Source organism: Endozoicomonas sp. ALD040, from assembly GCF_049275945.1.
Taxonomy (GTDB): domain Bacteria; phylum Pseudomonadota; class Gammaproteobacteria; order Pseudomonadales; family Endozoicomonadaceae; genus Endozoicomonas_A.
In genome coordinates this window covers 3,754,276-3,771,090 of record NZ_CP184829.1, presented here as the reverse complement: position 1 = coordinate 3,771,090, position 16,815 = coordinate 3,754,276, and the positions used below count along the sequence as shown (strand labels likewise).

Genomic DNA, 16,815 nt, shown 5'->3' with positions numbered 1-16,815 from the left:
AGCTGCAGACTCAATTTTGAATATCCTTGCCAACCAGGGATAAATAACAACCATGGAAAACGAACTATGGATTGCTCAATTAGCAGCTCCTGCAATATTACTCCCGCCTTTCACCACCCCTATCAGGAATACATGGACTCGTAAAAAATGCCCAAAATTTGAATGATCGTCCACTGCCTTTCCTTCAAGCCAATCACATGTTCCTCCTGATTATTGACCGTTAATACACTAAGCCCCTGGAAACAGAAAAATACCCACCTTGCTGTTGGGTTCTGGCAGGGCTTTTTTTTCTGGTCTGGAAATACACGACTTTGCTTTTTCAGTTCCTGCCTGATTCTTTGCTGGATAGCAGCATAGACCATCAGGCATAGAGTCATCACCATTAACAGGGCTTCAATACGTTCCGCTTTCTTCAGATAGAGCGAAGAGACCAGAAAGTCCGGGCTCTTCAGGAACCGAAAGCCGCCTTCAACTTTTTGTTGCGACTTATAAGTAGACAGCAGCTCAGAGGCATTCAAACTATTTTTATCCAGTTCATTGGTGCTTAGGATAAAACAACCCAATGAGGCTTCTCCATGCTCCCTTTTCTCGCAGGAAACAAAGCACTCAGCCTGCACAAAGTACTCGAAGTGATCAGGCTTGCTATCCGGCGATGGTCTTCCTTTGCCCGAATAGCAGGGTTTACGGATAACCTCTGGCTCTGTTTCGCTTTGGCAAAGTTTCGATTGTTTCTGCCACAAGGCAAAAGCCTTCAATGCATCGTCCCGGCACAAAAAGGCCTTTTTGCTCAGCTTCTCCAGATCACGGGCCTCTTTCAGTGACTGCTTTTGCATCTTTCGGGTCAATGTTTTCCGTTCACTAAGCCCGCGCTTTTTGTTGAGAAACAGGAACCATCGTTGCTGAACCCCTCCGTAGCAGGAAGGCACTTCAGCTGAATAGTAATCTTCATAGCCTTCAACAGGCACCAGCGACACGGTTGGCGCTTTGCAGACCAGCTCCTTTGCCTCCTTGATGTTCAGGGGCACCCGGGAGATAAACAGCTGCTTTTGCTCATCAAGCAACTGAAGGGTTTCTGCAACATACATGGCAGCATCAGCAACCAGATAGCGGCTATTCAAAGCGGCCTTAAAACATGACAGATGATTTTTGATAATTTCCTGAAAACAGGTTTTGTCGTTTACATTACCGCTGGCAGGGGCCATAAACACAGGGATGCCCGCCTGATTTTCAGTCATTAACTGCAAGACTACCTGATTCAGGTCAGGCCGGTGGTCACGGCTGTAACCTTGGCAGATATGAATACAATTTAAGTCGTCTGGATTGTCATGACTGTTACAGACTCCATCCACATGAAAGCTGGTGCCATCCAGATTTAATGCCTTGCAAGGAAGTTTCAGATGATTGACGACCTTGACGGCCAGATTGAGATACAAGTCGCTAACACCAGCGTCGTACAAACTGTCGAGAGCCCGACCAAGTACCTTGTCGTTCAAGTGTTCAGCCTGAATACCTTCCCCGATAAGGCGGTCAATCGGCTTATCCTCAAAAAACTCAGGGAGCATGTACAGAGTTTGCCCCGTAAAGCCCAAGCCATTGATGATCATTGCAACTACAGCTTGTCCAATAGTGACATTACGAACATCGGAGTCATTTGTGATACGGGCATCAATGTATTCGGCTATCTTTAACTCCCGACACATAGCGGCAACCAAGCCAAGGTGGTTGAGGTTCTTAGACTGGTATTGAGCTTGAGGCATGTTGGTGCACCTGAATGTCTGTTTATTTCTTTGACAACAGATTTTAGGCAAATATCAATCGGGGTGGTGAAAGGCAGATTGAACGTGAGAAAATATGATTTCGTATGGTTGAGTACTTAATAGCTGTTATCTGCTAAGAGGAGTGTCGTCTATTATAAATGACGACTAAGTACATAATAAAGTTTAAAGTAACATGGGATGCTGTAGCGCTTAGTAAACCATAATCTTTAGTAAGTTGTCCTCTTCTGTATGAGTTTATCGTTGATATCACAGCTTGTGCCATTAATGGGTTCGGGTTGGTAAGATGTAAAAGTCCAAATGATGTGGATTTGATAATGTTACTTAAAATAAATATTTTTTCATCATGACTGTTGCTACTATTAGTTGCGAATTCTATAGAGTAATTGATTAGACGGAGCAAGAGGCCATTAAATATCACCTCTTCAATGGCAGCTCCTGTAATAGCCTCTTCGAATGTTATTTTTCCATTGTATGGGTCATGAATTAATGATAGAGGACGTAAAACGAAAATAGCCACAATTTGAACTTGTGTAAAATGTATTACACCTGATAATAAACCATAATAAAGTTGATTATTAACATCAAACTTCTTTAAAAGAGCGACTATCCTGTAGGATTCTTTATCTTTAATATTCACTGATTCTAATTCTGATTCTGAATTTGTGAGCGTCATATTTATGATTGTATGCAAAGAGTTAAACTCATCCTCTGTTTTTGGTAGAGGTGTATCTGAATTTATAAGAATGATCTTCTTGTTAGGTTCTTCATCTTCAATATTCACTGAATCTGAATCTGTGAGGGTCATGTTTATTACTGTTTGCAAAGAGTTAAATTGATCCTCTGTTTTTATGAGAGGAGCAGACTTTGCATGTTGAGTTACTAATGAAAAACATATTACGATTATTAAAGTATATTTTTTCACTGTACTTCCCCCCTAAAAAAACAAGCATGGTAGCTGCTAAACGATTTCAGTCTGTTCCGAGACTTCGTCTATCGATAATTCTCGCCGTCAGTAGTTGGCTGAAGCAGGCTTTATGAAGTTCGATTAATGTGTTCAACTGTCTTAAAATTATCCGTGTTTAAAAGTAACCCTTTTCCATATCATTGCATTCAGGGTTTTGTATAACGCTACTGTCTTTAAAAGTGAGTTCATTGATACCAGGTGTTTCTCTGAGTGCCTTGTGTTTGCATTTTGTTCTCCTTAAGAATCGATTTGATCTTTTATTATTTGACTATGCTGTTGCCAAAAAGTTCTATGAATAGAAACGACTGTGTTAGGAATGCTAACTATTCGAGACCAGTACAAAATAAAAATACCAGCAGGGTGATAGAAGTGCTTACCGCTTCTCTCTGTTGAGACAACTGTTTAAGTATCGCATAAAATGTCATGCAAAGGGCATGGAACCAGGTTGTATTCAATACTGCTCCAAAGACTCAAAGAATGTGGATTCGTATAGCGATAGGTGGGATTCTTAGGGTAGACATTAAGCTCAAAAAAGATTCATTTCTAGCGGCAGAACTCACCTTGAACAGCCACAACAAAGCTTCGAAAAAATTATCAAGGCTGAACAAGATGAGTACTGCAAATAGTAGACTAGTTGAAAAAAACTGCTGACGTGTTTCGACCGGTCTGAACTCCTCAGTATGGCTGACTACTTACAAGGAAGCTGCTCAACTTCTGGGCAGATAATGCAAAACGTGAACACCCTGCACGAGATGGTTGTTCAGGGCGTACAAGATTAGGTCTTTGTGCTGTGGGTGGGGCTTAATGTCTACCCTAAGATAAGTACCTAACTAATCGAACTTTCTAACTCTCTATCGCGCTAAAGATTATTTTGAACTTTCCCACTAAAACCGACTCTAAGCTGCAGACTCAATTTTGAATATCCTTGCCAACCAGGGATAAATAACAACCATGGAAAACGAACTATGGATTGCTCAATTAGCAGCTCCTGCAATATTACTCCACGCCCATCTGCACCAGGTCAATCACCATCAGATACTCCAAGTGGTACCGCTATGGGCAAGAACGTCATTGAACGCGACAAGAAAGAGTTTTCATTATTGCTCGATTTACCCGATGATATACAATCCAAAATTTTTACTTATTTGCAAGCTCGTGATATTGCCCATTTAAGACGGGTAAATTCATCCATTAACAACAGGCTCAAAAATGATGATGGAATGGCAATAGCGTGGTATCGCCAGTTGGCTTCATCATACCAGACTTGTCTAAAGACAATCGTCGCTACAAAAGATAAAGATGAACTCCAGAAATGGTTGCAGCGTTTTACAAAGGATGAGGCATTAATCGAGTCAATCATGGATCGCCAGGCAAGTATTCACTTTCCTGCTTTGTTCTTTTCCACTCTTAATAAACTAACGTGTCAATGTAAAACATTTAAATTAGAGTCTAAAACCACCATCCCCTACACTTCAAAGGACTTAGCTTCCTTCAGCGCCGATGGACGCCACCTGGTGACCGCCTGTGGCTCCAAAACCTGTAAAATCTATGGCAAGGAGAGCGATGAATCATGGGTAGCAAAAGGCACTATCTCCCATGACAGGGAAGTCATATCAGTCACCTTCAGTGCCAATAGCCACTATGTAGTGACCGCTGGCATGGATGGCAAGGCGAAAATTTATGGCAAGAAAAACGAACAATCATGGGAAGAAAAAGCCACTATTTCCCATGATCATTGGGTCAAATCAGCCACCTTCAGCCCTGATAGCCGCCATGTGTTGACCTACAGTAACGACGGCAAAGCGAAAATCTATGGCAAGAAGGACGAACGATCATGGGAAGAAAAAGCCACTATTTCCCATGATGATAGAGTCAATTTTGCCACTTTCAGCAAAGATAGTCGCTATGTAGTAACCATCAGTTGGGATCACAGGGCAAAAATCTACGGCCAGAGTGACGATGGGTCTTGGGCAGAAAAAGCCATCATTCCCCATGATGACATTCTCTACACAGCCAGATTCAGCCCCGATAGCCGCTATGTGGTGACCGCCAGCCTGGACAGGAAAGCGAAAATCTATGGCCAGATAGACGATGGGTCATGGCTGGAAAAGGCCATTGTTTCCCATTTTGTCTCAGTTACCTTCAGCTCCGATAGTCGCCATATGGTGATCACCAGAGATAATGGCAGTGCAAGGATCTATAGACTGGATACCGATGGATCATGGGAAGAAGAAGCCATCATTTCCCATAATGGAAAGGTCAAGTCAGTCAAATTCAGTCCCGATAGTGGCTGTTTAATGACCTCCAGTGACGATAACAAGGCGATAATCTCTGGCCAGGATAAAAACGGATCATGGCAAGAAAAAGCCATCATTTCCGATTACCTGAGTCACTGCTCAACTGGTACAACAGCCTGGGAGTTTCTTGAATCAATTTCCGGTTACCTAAGGGAGTGCTCAGCCAAATTCAGCGCCGATAGCCGCCATCTGGTGACCGCCACTTTAGATGACAAAGCGAAAATCTATGGTAAGAAGGACGATGGATCATGGGAAGAAAAAGCCATCATTTCCCATAACAAAAATGTCTACTTTGCCAAATTCAGCCCCGATAGCCGTCATGTCATCACCTGCAGTAATGATCTCATGATGAAAATCTATGGCCTGAAGATCGATGGATCATGGGGAGAAAAAGCCATCATCTCCCATGATGAGCTTATTAGATTAGCAACCTTTAGTGTCGATGGCCGCCATGTAGTCACTGTCAGTTTCGCTGGGACAGTGAAAATTGTTGGTCAGAACAGCCATGGATCATGGGAAGAAAAAGCCAGCATTTCCCTTCCTGATGTTATCCGATCAGCCACCCTCAGTGCCGATGACCATTTGTTGACCATCCATAGCAAGAACACGGCGAGCATCACTGAACTAAGTATGAATCCGCCTTTCACCACCCCTATCAGGAATACATGGACTCGTAAAAAATGCCCAAAATTTGAATGATCGTCCACTGCCTTTCCTTCAAGCCAATCACATGTTCCTCCTGATTATTGACCGTTAATACACTAAGCCCCTGGAAACAGAAAAATACCCACCTTGCTGTTGGGTTCTGGCAGGGCTTTTTTTTCTGGTCTGGAAATACACGACTTTGCTTTTTCAGTTCCTGCCTGATTCTTTGCTGGATAGCAGCATAGACCATCAGGCATAGAGTCATCACCATTAACAGGGCTTCAATACGTTCCGCTTTCTTCAGATAGAGCGAAGAGACCAGAAAGTCCGGGCTCTTCAGGAACCGAAAGCCGCCTTCAACTTTTTGTTGCGACTTATAAGTAGACAGCAGCTCAGAGGCATTCAAACTATTTTTATCCAGTTCATTGGTGCTTAGGATAAAACAACCCAATGAGGCTTCTCCATGCTCCCTTTTCTCGCAGGAAACAAAGCACTCAGCCTGCACAAAGTACTCGAAGTGATCAGGCTTGCTATCCGGCGATGGTCTTCCTTTGCCCGAATAGCAGGGTTTACGGATAACCTCTGGCTCTGTTTCGCTTTGGCAAAGTTTCGATTGTTTCTGCCACAAGGCAAAAGCCTTCAATGCATCGTCCCGGCACAAAAAGGCCTTTTTGCTCAGCTTCTCCAGATCACGGGCCTCTTTCAGTGACTGCTTTTGCATCTTTCGGGTCAATGTTTTCCGTTCACTAAGCCCGCGCTTTTTGTTGAGAAACAGGAACCATCGTTGCTGAACCCCTCCGTAGCAGGAAGGCACTTCAGCTGAATAGTAATCTTCATAGCCTTCAACAGGCACCAGCGACACGGTTGGCGCTTTGCAGACCAGCTCCTTTGCCTCCTTGATGTTCAGGGGCACCCGGGAGATAAACAGCTGCTTTTGCTCATCAAGCAACTGAAGGGTTTCTGCAACATACATGGCAGCATCAGCAACCAGATAGCGGCTATTCAAAGCGGCCTTAAAACATGACAGATGATTTTTGATAATTTCCTGAAAACAGGTTTTGTCGTTTACATTACCGCTGGCAGGGGCCATAAACACAGGGATGCCCGCCTGATTTTCAGTCATTAACTGCAAGACTACCTGATTCAGGTCAGGCCGGTGGTCACGGCTGTAACCTTGGCAGATATGAATACAATTTAAGTCGTCTGGATTGTCATGACTGTTACAGACTCCATCCACATGAAAGCTGGTGCCATCCAGATTTAATGCCTTGCAAGGAAGTTTCAGATGATTGACGACCTTGACGGCCAGATTGAGATACAAGTCGCTAACACCAGCGTCGTACAAACTGTCGAGAGCCCGACCAAGTACCTTGTCGTTCAAGTGTTCAGCCTGTATACCTTCCCCGATAAGGCGGTCAATCGGCTTATCCTCAAAAAACTCAGGGAGCATGTACAGAGTTTGCCCCGTAAAGCCCAAGCCATTGATGATCATTGCAACTACAGCTTGTCCAATAGTGACATTACGAACATCGGAGTCATTTGTGATACGGGCATCAATGTATTCGGCTATCTTTAACTCCCGACACATAGCGGCAACCAAGCCAAGGTGGTTGAGGTTCTTAGACTGGTATTGAGCTTGAGGCATGTTGGTGCACCTGAATGTCTGTTTATTTCTTTGACAACAGATTTTAGGCAAATATCAATCGGGGTGGTGAAAGGCAGATTGAACGTGAGAAAATATGATTTCGTATGGTTGAGTACTTAATAGCTGTTATCTGCTAAGAGGAGTGTCGTCTATTATAAATGACGACTAAGTACATAATAAAGTTTAAAGTAACATGGGATGCTGTAGCGCTTAGTAAACCATAATCTTTAGTAAGTTGTCCTCTTCTGTATGAGTTTATCGTTGATATCACAGCTTGTGCCATTAATGGGTTCGGGTTGGTAAGATGTAAAAGTCCAAATGATGTGGATTTGATAATGTTACTTAAAATAAATATTTTTTCATCATGACTGTTGCTACTATTAGTTGCGAATTCTATAGAGTAATTGATTAGACGGAGCAAGAGGCCATTAAATATCACCTCTTCAATGGCAGCTCCTGTAATAGCCTCTTCGAATGTTATTTTTCCATTGTATGGGTCATGAATTAATGATAGAGGACGTAAAACGAAAATAGCCACAATTTGAACTTGTGTAAAATGTATTACACCTGATAATAAACCATAATAAAGTTGATTATTAACATCAAACTTCTTTAAAAGAGCGACAATTCTGTAGGATTCTTTATCTTTAATATTCACTGATTCTAATTCTGATTCTGAATTTGTGAGCGTCATATTTATGATTGTATGCAAAGAGTTAAACTCATCCTCTGTTTTTGGTAGAGGTGTATCTGAATTTATAAGAATGATCTTCTTGTTAGGTTCTTCATCTTCAATATTCACTGAATCTGAATCTGTGAGGGTCATGTTTATTACTGTTTGCAAAGAGTTAAATTGATCCTCTGTTTTTATGAGAGGAGCAGACTTTGCATGTTGAGTTACTAATGAAAAACATATTACGATTATTAAAGTATATTTTTTCACTGTACTTCCCCCCTAAAAAAACAAGCATGGTAGCTGCTAAACGATTTCAGTCTGTTCCGAGACTTCGTCTATCGATAATTCTCGCCGTCAGTAATTGGCTGAAGCAGGCTTTATGAAGTTCGATTAATGTGTTCAACTATCTTAAAATTATCCGTGTTTAAAAGTAACCCTTTTCCATATCATTGCATTCAGGGTTTTGTATAACGCTACTGTCTTTAAAAGTGAGTTCATTGATACCAGGTGTTTCTCTGAATGCCTTGTGTTTGCATTTTGTTCTCCTTAAGAATCGATTTGATCTTTTATTATTTGACTATGCTGTTGCCAAAAAGTTCTATGAATAGAAACGACTGTGTTAGGAATGCTAACTATTCGAGACCAGTACAAAATAAAAATACCAGCAGGGTGATAGAAGTGCTTACCGCTTCTCTCTGTTGAGACAACTGTTTAAGTATCGCATAAAATGTCATGCAAAGGGCATGGAACCAGGTTGTATTCAATACTGCTCCAAAGACTCAAAGAATGTGGATTCGTATAGCGATAGGTGGGATTCTTAGGGTAGACATTAAGCTCAAAAAAGATTCATTTCTAGCGGCAGAACTCACCTTGAACAGCCACAACAAAGCTTCGAAAAAATTATCAAGGCTGAACAAGATGAGTACTGCAAATAGTAGACTAGTTGAAAAAAACTGCTGACGTGTTTCGACCGGTCTGAACTCCTCAGTATGGCTGACTACTTACAAGGAAGCTGCTCAACTTCTGGGCAGATAATGCAAAACGTGAACACCCTGCACGAGATGGTTGTTCAGGGCGTACAAGATTAGGTCTTTGTGCTGTGGGTGGGGCTTAATGTCTACCCTAAGATAAGTACCTAACTAATCGAACTTTCTAACTCTCTATCGCGCTAAAGATTATTTTGAACTTTCCCACTAAAACCGACTCTAAGCTGCAGACTCAATTTTGAATATCCTTGCCAACCAGGGATAAATAACAACCATGGAAAACGAACTATGGATTGCTCAATTAGCAGCTCCTGCAATATTACTCCACGCCCATCTGCACCAGGTCAATCACCATCAGATACCCCAAGTGGTACCGCTATGGGCAAGAACGTCATTGAACGCGACAAGAAAGAGTTTTCATTATTGCTCGATTTACCCGATGATATACAATCCAAAATTTTTACTTATTTGCAGGCTCGTGATATTGCCCATTTAAGACGGGTAAATTCATCCATTAACAACAGGCTCAAAAATGATGATGGAATGGCAATAGCGTGGTATCGCCAGTTGGCTTCATCATACCAGACTTGTCTAAAGACAATCGTCGCTACAAAAGATAAAGATGAACTCCAGAAATGGTTGCAGCGTTTTACAAAGGATGAGGCATTAATCGAGTCAATCATGGATCGCCAGGCAAGTATTCACTTTCCTGCTTTGTTCTTTTCCACTCTTAATAAACTAACGTGTCAATGTAAAACATTTAAATTAGAGTCTAAAACCACCATCCCCTACACTTCAGAGGACTTAGCTTCCTTCAGCGCCGATGGACGCCACCTGGTGACCGCCTGTGACTCCAAAACCTGTAAAATCTATGGCAAGGAGAGCGATGAATCATGGGTAGCAAAAGGCACTATCTCCCATGACAGGGAAGTCAGATCAGTCACCTTCAGTGCCAATAGCCGCTATGTAGTGACCGCTAGCATGGATGGCAAGGCGAAAATTTATGGCAAGAAGGACGAACAATCATGGGAAGAAAAAGCCACTATTTCCCACAGATACTGGGTCCGCTCAGCCACCTTCAGCCCCGATAGCTGCCATGTGTTGACCTACAGTAACGACGGCAAAGCGAAAATCTATGGCAAGAAGGACGAACGATCATGGGAAGAAAAAGCCACTATTTCCCATGATGGTAGAGTCAATTTTGCCACTTTCAGCAAAGATAGTCGCTATGTAGTAACCATCAGTTGGGATCACAGGGCAAAAATCTACGGCCAGAGTGACGATGGGTCTTGGGCAGAAAAAGCCATCATTCCCCATAATGACATTCTCTACACAGCCAGATTCAGCCCCGATAGCCGCTACGTGGTAAGCGCCAGCCTGGATAGCAAAGCGAAAATCTATGGCAGGAAGAACGATGGGTCATGGCTGGAAATAGCCATTATTCCCCATTTTGCCTCAGCCACCTTCAGCTCCGATAGCCGCCATGTGGTGATCACCAGAAAAAATGGCAGTACAAAAATCCATAGACTGGATGCCGATGGATCATGGGAAGAAACAGCCATCATTTCCCACAATGCAAAGGTCAAGACAGTCACATTCAGCCCCGATAGTCGCTGTTTAATAACCTCCAGTAAAGATAGCAAGGCGATAATCTCTGGCCAGAATAAAGACGGACCATGGCAAGAAAAAGCCACCATTTCCCATATAAAAAGCGGCTTCTTACCCAAATTCAGCGCCGATAACCGCCATCTGGTGATCGCCAGTTTGGATAACAAAGCGAAAATCTATGGCAAGAAGGACGATGGATCATGGGAAGAAAAGGCCATCATTTCCCATAGCGAAAGTGTCTACTATGCCGCATTCAGCCCCGATTGCCGTCATGTCATCACCTGCAGCGAAGATTTAACGGTGAAAATCCATGGCCTGGAGATCGATGGATCATGGAGAGAAAAAGCCATCATCTCCCATGATAGGGGTATCAAATTAGCAGCCTTTAGTGCCGATGGCCGCTATATGGTCACTGTCGGTTACGATGGAACAGTGAACATTTATGGTCATAACAGCGATGGATCATGGGAAGAAAAAGCCGGCATTTCCGATCCTGGTATTATCCTATCAGCCACCCTCAACGCCGATGACCGTTTGTTGTTCATCCATAGCGCGGGCAACTCAAGAGTCAATGAATACTCTCTGTTTCACACTAAATGTCGCCTCTTTTGATTCATGATTCTCAATAACTGAGAGCATTGGGTCATTAAGTAACGATTTGGTCTGTAATGCCTTAAATTCAGTTTTTGCAGATTGATAACCGGGGGCACCAGGAGCATAATAGAGTTCATCAAATAAGGGTGTGGTTCCAGTAGCCAGAGACCAACTTGCACCAGAAAAGCCATCATCTCGATTATCTTTAAGAGTATTGGTAACAGAAAATAGCACCTCACCCTCATAACTAACATGATAATAAGAATTAAATAGTTGAGAACGGCACGTCCCATCATTAATTTTTTGACTTTTTGAAATATTGCGAGGTTCAAGATATCCAAGTAATTGGATGACATTCTCAAGTACTTGGATATCCTGAGCAGTAGCTGTATTTCTCCTACACCTATCTTTATTAATTAGATATTCTTGTTTCAAATTATCTAAGTAATTTATGATTCTTTTCACAGTTTCCCGGGCTTTTTTGTTTGCTGCGTCTATTTCGGTGCTCTCCTGGCTAGACACTATTCTCTGTTCAAGTGATTTGCTGGTGCTGGCAACCGCTCCCAACCTCTGACTTGAGTGATCAGGATCACCTCCGTTGACGGCACGCCTCGATGAAGAATCAATTTTTCCAGATGCCGTTGTAGTTCTTCCGAAGCAGACAGCCTCTGATGATTCCTTCTCAGGCTTTGGTGAAAATAAAGCAACAATGCCGGAATTGTTATCTACATTATCCATTTTTAATATCTCTTTAGTTAGCTTCGTTCTCACCCAGGAGCCTGACCGAGAATAGCGCCCGTAGCGAGGACGGCAGAAAATTGAGGATGAAAATTCGGTTTTGTGAGGAGAATAGCGAGCTATTTGACGAACAAAAGCGGATTTTCAGACCAATTTGCTGCCGCCGCAGTAGGGCAGTCTATTCTCGGTCAGGCTCCTAGCAGCCTGTCGGACTTAAGCGTCCGTAGCGAGGATTGCAAGAAATTGAGGATAAAAATCTCTGTTTCTGAGGAGAATAGCGAGCTATTTGACGAAGAAACAGAGATTTTTAGACCAATTTATTGCAACCGCAGTAGGACAGTCTTAAGTCCGACAGGCTGCTAGCAAGAATATTTAAAATTGATTCAATAGTTTTGAGTCGGTTTTGGAAAGTAAGTTCATAACATTGAAGTCAGTGCGATTAACAAACCTGTGAACAAGACGGGAACATAGCAAGCTATGTGACCAGAGTTGCAACGCATCACGACTGCATGGATGCAGGAGCTAGAGCAACGCAGGAGCAGTTGCCGCGAGTGCCTGAACAAGAAGTCAGAAAATATGATTTCGTATGGTTGAGTACTTATGTGAACTTTCCTACTAAAACCAACTCTAACCTGCAGAATCAATTTTGAATACCCTTGCCAACCAGGGATAAATAACAACTATGGAAAACGAACAATGGATCACATAGATAAAAAATCCCTTGGAAGCACGCCAACCTCATCGACACTTGAACAACCTCCATCAGTTGCACCAATGGGTACCATTATGGGCAAGAACGTCATTGAACGTGACAAGAATGAGTTTTCATTATTGCTCGATCTACCTGAGGATATGCAATCCAAAATTTTTACTTATTTGCAGGCTCGTGATATTGCCCATTTAACACGGGCAAATTCATGCATTAACAACAGGCTCAAAAATGATGCTGCAATGGCAAGGGCGTGGTATCGCCGGTTTGCCTCATCACACCAGACTCTACTAAAAACAATCGTCACCACAAAAGATAAAGATGAACTCCAGAAATGGTTAAAGCGTTTTACAAAGGATGAAGCATTGGTAGAGTCAGTCATGGATCGCCAAGCCAGTATTCACTTTCCCGCTCTGTTCTTTTTCAGTCTCACTAATCTGATGTCTCAATGTAAAACATTTAAATTAGAGACAAAAGCCAGCCTCCTTAGTCATGGGATGAACTCAGCTGCCTTCAGCCCCGATGGCGACCATCTGGTGATAAGAGAAGTTGAGAAGAGCACTTTGAGAATCTTCGGCCAAAAGGACGATGGTTCATGGCAACGAAAAAGCACTATCTCCCATGATGACCATATCCGATCCTTCACCTTCAGCGCTGATAGCCGCTTCATGGTGACCGCCGGTAAAGATGGCGAGGCGAAAATCTATGGCAAGAAGGACGATGGATCATGGGAAGAAAAAGCGACTATTACCCATGATAACTGGGTCAACTCAGCCACCTTCAGTGCCGACAATCGCTACGTAGTGACCGCCAGTTTCGATCATAAGGCGAAAATTTATGGCCTGATTGACGATGGATCATGGGTAGAAAAAGCCATCATTCATCACGATTGTCACGTCGATTCGGCAACCTTCAGCGCCGATAGCCGCTATGTAGTGACTGCCAGTAAAGATGGCAAGGCGAAAATTTATGGCCGGGAGGACGATGGGTCATGGACAGAAAAAACCATTATTTCCCATGACGACCGAGTCCTCTCGGTTACCTTCAGCGCAAGTGGCCGCTATGTGTTCACCAACGGCAGAGATAAAAAGCTGAAAATCTATGGCCTGAAGGCCGATGGGTTATGGGAAGAAAAAGCCACTATTTTCCATGATTGCCACTTCCGCTCAGCAGCCATCAGCGCCAATGACCGCTATATATTGACTGCCAGTTGCGATCACAAGGTCAGAATCCATGACCTGACTGACAATGGATCATGGGAAGTAAAAGCAACTATTTCCCATGATTACCGGGTCAACTCAGCCACCTTCAGCCCGGATAGCCGTCATGTGTTGACTGGCAGTCACGATGGCAAGGCGAAAATCTATGGCCAGAAAGACAATGGATCATGGGAAGAAAAAACCATCATTTCTCATGAACACTGGATCGTATCAGCTAACTTCAGCGCTGATAGCCGCCATGTGATCACCCTCAGTGAAGATAACAAGGTGAAAATCTACGGCCTGAAGAACGATGGATCATGGCAAGAAAAAGCCATCATCTCCCATGGCAGGGATATCAGATCAGCAACCTTTAGCATCGATGCCCGCCATGTGGTCACTGCCAGTTTCGATCAAAAGGCGAAAGTTTATGGTCAGAACTGCGATGGATCATGGCAAGAAAAAGCCACCATTTCCCATCAAAGTACTGTCCAATCAGCCACCTTCAGCGCCGATGGACTTGTGTTAAGCATCGATTTCACGACTAACATCACTGAACTGAGTATGAATGATTGATGGTTTGCTATAAGTACCTGGCCAGGTACTTACGATTAGATCAATTGTGTGAACTTTCCTGCTAAAACCGACTCTAAGCTGCAGAATCAATCTTGAATACCCTTGCCAATCAGGGATAAATAACAACTATGGAAAACACACAATGGATCGCATAGATAACAAATCCTTTAGAAGTGCGCCATCCTCATCAACACCTGAACAACCGCCATCAGTGACCCCAATGGGTACCATTATGGGCAAGGACGTCATTGTACGTGATGACAATGAGTTTTCATTATTGCTCGATTTACCCGAGCATATGCAATCCAAAATTTTTACTTATTTACAGGCTCGTGATATTGCCCATTTAACACAGACAAATTCATCCATTAACAACAGGCTCAAAAATGATGCCACAATGGCAAGGGCGTGGTATCGCCGGTTTGCTTCATCACACCAGGCTCTACTAAAGACAATCGTCACTGCAAAAGATAAAGATGAACTCCAGAAATGGTTGCAGCGCTTTACAAAGGATGAGGCATTAGTGAAGTCAATCATGGATCGCCAGGCGAGTATTCATTTTCCTGCTCTGTTCTTTTTCAGCCTCACTAATCTGATGTCTCAATGTAAAACATTTAAATTAGAGACAAAAGCCAGCCTCATCTGTAATGGTGGGTTAAAATCAGCTGTCATCAGCGCCGATGGCCGCCATGTATTGGCTCATACTGAAGACACATGGATGAAAATCTTCAGCCGAAAGGACGATGGGTCATGGCAACCAAAAGGCACTATCTCCTATGATGACTACGTCATATCGTCCACCTTCAGCGCCAATAGCCGCTACCTGTTGACCGTCAATGACGATTACAAGGCGATAATCTGTGGCAAGAATGACGATGGATTATGGGAAGAAAAAACGACTATTAACCATCATCGCTTTATCAACTCAGCCGTCTTCAGCGCCGACGATCGCTATGTAGTGACCGCCAGTTACGATAAGAAGGCGAAAATTTATGGCCAGAAGGACGATGGATCATGGGAAGAAAAAGCTATTATTCACCACGATTATTGGGTCAATTCGGCAACCTTTAGCGCTGATAGCCGCTATCTAGTGACGGCCAGTGAAGATGGCAAGGCGAAAATCTATGGTCTGAGGGACGATGGGTCATGGGCAGAAGAAGTCATTATTTCTCACGATGACCAGGTCCACTCTGCTAACTTCAGCGCAAGTGGCCGCTACGTGTTCACCCGCTCCGGAGATAAAAAGGTGAAAATCTATGGCCTGGATGATGGGTCATGGAAAGAAAAAGCCACTATTTTCCATAATAGCTGGTTCTACTCAGCAGCCTTCAGCGCCAATGACGGCTTCATATTGACTGCCAGTAGCGATCACAAGGTGAGAATCCATGGCCTGACTGACAATGGATCATGGGAAGTAAAAGCCACTATTTCCCATGATAAATGGGTCAACTCAGCCACCTTCAGCCCGGATAGCCGCCATGTGTTGACTGGCAGTTTCGATGGCAAAGCGAAAATCTATAGCCAGAAAGACAATGATTCATGGGAAGAAGAAGCCATCATTTCTCATGAAAACCGGATCGTATCAGCTAACTTCAGCGCTGATAGCCGCCATGTGATCACCCGCAGTGAAGATCACAAGTTGAAAATCTACGGTCTGAAGTACGATGGAACATGGCAACAAAAAGCCATCATCTCCCATGGCAATAGTATTAGATCAGCCACTTTTAGCGTCGATGGCCGCCATGTGGTTACTGCCTGTTTCGATGGCAAGGCGAAAATTTATGGTCAGAACAGCGATGGATCATGGGTAGAAAAAGCCACCCTTTCCCATCAAGGTACTGTCCTAATATCCACTTTTAGCAACGATGGTCTGGTATTGACCATCGACCGAAAATCCACCCCCAGCGTCAATAATGCCCTGATGGTGATCTACGATCGTGCGGCGAATATCACTGAACTAAGTATGAATGAATGATGGTTCGCTGTTCCATTCAGCCGTGTACCGAAGGTGCATCAGCTGGAAGATTTCGTTGGCCATACCAAAATTTCTGATTAGCTTCGATCTTGCTTTGTGCGGCTAATGCCTGCTGATATCAGATGGCTAGGAGCCTGTCGGACTTAAGACTGTCCTACTGCGGTTGCAATAAATTGGTCTAAAAATCTCTGTTTCTTCGTCAAATAGCTCGCTATTCTCCTCAGAAACAGAGATTTTCATCCTCAATTTCTTGCAATCCTCGCTACGGACGCTTAAGTCCAACAGGCTGCTAGAAAAACTCACATTTCAGTAGTCCCGACTTTTAAATCAAACTTCACATTGCATGTTCAGAGATAGATAGTGAACTTTAATACTAAAACCGAGTCAAAATCACAGAATCAATATTAAATATCCTTGCTATTCAA

General features: G+C 43.3%; 9 protein-coding genes. 4 read left to right on the top strand and 5 right to left on the bottom strand.

From position 1 onward, the window contains the following. Nucleotides 1-122 precede the first annotated feature (122 nt). Nucleotides 123-1,757 carry an IS1634 family transposase gene (locus tag ACOJUN_RS13710; protein WP_422132501.1) on the bottom strand — a complete coding sequence of 545 codons (1,635 nt, stop codon included), beginning with the start codon at nt 1,755-1,757 and terminating at the stop codon, nt 123-125. A gap of 133 nt (nt 1,758-1,890) precedes the next feature. Continuing rightward, a complete protein-coding gene (locus tag ACOJUN_RS13705; protein WP_422132500.1) occupies nt 1,891-2,700 on the bottom strand; it encodes a type II CAAX prenyl endopeptidase Rce1 family protein in 810 nt (269 codons plus the stop codon). Nucleotides 2,701-3,707: 1,007 nt separating this feature from the next. Here ACOJUN_RS13705 and ACOJUN_RS13700 point away from each other — a divergent pair. Further along, nucleotides 3,708-5,738: an F-box/WD repeat-containing protein gene (locus ACOJUN_RS13700; RefSeq protein ID WP_422132502.1), complete on the top strand. Its 2,031-nt coding sequence runs from the start codon at nt 3,708-3,710 to the stop codon at nt 5,736-5,738. Here the strand turns inward: ACOJUN_RS13700 and ACOJUN_RS13695 are convergent. Both ACOJUN_RS13695 and ACOJUN_RS13690 read right to left on the bottom strand, forming a co-directional pair. After that, nucleotides 5,695-7,329: an IS1634 family transposase gene (locus ACOJUN_RS13695; RefSeq protein ID WP_422132501.1), complete on the bottom strand. Its 1,635-nt coding sequence runs from the start codon at nt 7,327-7,329 to the stop codon at nt 5,695-5,697. The genes ACOJUN_RS13700 and ACOJUN_RS13695 overlap by 44 nt on opposite strands. A gap of 133 nt (nt 7,330-7,462) precedes the next feature. After that, nucleotides 7,463-8,272 (bottom strand): type II CAAX prenyl endopeptidase Rce1 family protein, encoded by an 810-nt coding sequence (locus tag ACOJUN_RS13690; protein ID WP_422132500.1) that lies wholly within the window; start codon nt 8,270-8,272, stop codon nt 7,463-7,465. A gap of 1,007 nt (nt 8,273-9,279) precedes the next feature. Here ACOJUN_RS13690 and ACOJUN_RS13685 point away from each other — a divergent pair. Beyond that, nucleotides 9,280-11,211: an F-box/WD repeat-containing protein gene (locus tag ACOJUN_RS13685; protein WP_422132499.1), complete on the top strand. Its 1,932-nt coding sequence runs from the start codon at nt 9,280-9,282 to the stop codon at nt 11,209-11,211. Here ACOJUN_RS13685 and ACOJUN_RS13680 read toward each other — a convergent pair. Next, on the bottom strand, nt 11,161-11,931 hold the full coding sequence (locus ACOJUN_RS13680; protein ID WP_422132498.1) for a hypothetical protein: 771 nt from the start codon (nt 11,929-11,931) through the stop codon (nt 11,161-11,163). The genes ACOJUN_RS13685 and ACOJUN_RS13680 overlap by 51 nt on opposite strands. 696 nt (nt 11,932-12,627) lie before the next feature. On the opposite strand from ACOJUN_RS13680, the gene ACOJUN_RS13675 reads away from it, so the two are divergent. Both ACOJUN_RS13675 and ACOJUN_RS13670 read left to right on the top strand, forming a co-directional pair. Next, the gene (locus tag ACOJUN_RS13675; protein ID WP_422132497.1) at nt 12,628-14,415 is read left to right on the top strand and encodes a WD40 repeat domain-containing protein; all 1,788 of its coding nucleotides are present in this window, start codon (nt 12,628-12,630) and stop codon (nt 14,413-14,415) included. Nucleotides 14,416-14,557: 142 nt separating this feature from the next. Next, a complete protein-coding gene (locus ACOJUN_RS13670) occupies nt 14,558-16,390 on the top strand; it encodes an F-box/WD repeat-containing protein (RefSeq protein WP_422132496.1) in 1,833 nt (610 codons plus the stop codon). Nucleotides 16,391-16,815: the final 425 nt, after the last annotated feature.